1 protein-coding gene is annotated in these 1,128 nt (G+C 59.6%); it reads right to left on the bottom strand.

Annotated elements, in window-relative coordinates:
* Positions 1 to 789 (bottom strand): MmgE/PrpD family protein (locus AC1DT3_RS22125; protein WP_477467323.1); only part of this gene is annotated, 789 nt, incomplete at its 3' end.
* Positions 790 to 1,128 lie beyond the last annotated feature (339 nt).

Raw genomic sequence — 1,128 nt, 5'->3', positions numbered from 1 at the left:
CTTTTGCACCAGCTCGCTGATCCGCCTTGTCTTGGATAGTTGCGAGAGAACGGGCGCAAGATCCGAGCTTCCTTCGAAGAGTCGATAATAGCCGAAGCGACCTTCGAGCACCTCCACGGGAGCGATGAGATTGCGCGCGGCAAGCTCGCAGGCGTCGACGGCATTTCGAGCGTTGAAACCGATCTGCATCGCGAGCAGCATCGTACCTTCTTCGTGAGCCTGCATCGATCCGCAAGTCTGCGCGTACGTCGTTCCGAAGGCGGCGATGAGCGTCTTGTGGTCGAAATCGAGAATCTTGCCGACCGCCGCGGTCGCACCAAAGCCCCCCGCAATTGCCGGGCGAAAGAACGTCATCGGCGACGTCGCGCCGAGACCAAGGCCGCAGGCGACGTCGACGCCGGCGACGACGGCCTCGAGAAAGCGCTCGCCCGAAACGCCACCGATTTTCTCGGCAACCGCGAGGGCCGCGGGAAGGACGGCCGTCAGAGCGTGAACGATGGCCTTCTCATGCAGGCAATCGAATTCAGAATTGTGAATCTGGTATGCGTTTACAAGAGCTGCGATTCCGGCAGGGAAGCGCCCCGCGTGAACGAAAACGCGGCTTTCGCTGCCGCTTCCCCAACTTGACGCCGTTTCGATCAACTCGCGTGTCCACTGGCCTGAACTTCCGGCAATGCCGACCCCGATCGAATCGAGGACAAATCGTTTTGCCGCGCGCAAGGCATGGTCCGGGATGTCGGTGAATCGCGTCGAGATGACATGATCCGCAAAGGCGTTGATGGCGTCCATGGCGATGTCCTTCGCGGCGCTTACCGCAAAACCTGCGAAAGCGATTGCGTGTCCGCTGTTTCTATTGCGGTCGCTCACCTCGCTCGATGCCGCGAAATTGAGCTGCCGACCCGAGGCGCAGACTGACATCGACCAGGGAAGGCAGCCACTTCATCCCGATACTATCGGATATAACACGATGCGCCACCACGTCGATCGCGTCGATCTGACTGATAACGACGAAGCATATCCGAATTGCCCGGTAAGCGCCTTCTCCCGCACACGCACGTGACTAGGCTCTCCAGCGCGATGGAATGATGATCGACCGTGGAATGATGATCGACCGTGGAATGATGATCG

The sequence above is a fragment of the Microvirga sp. P4_G7 genome (assembly GCF_056401005.1).
The sequence above is the reverse complement of the archived record's forward strand: the minus strand, read 5'-3'. Positions and strand labels throughout refer to the sequence as shown.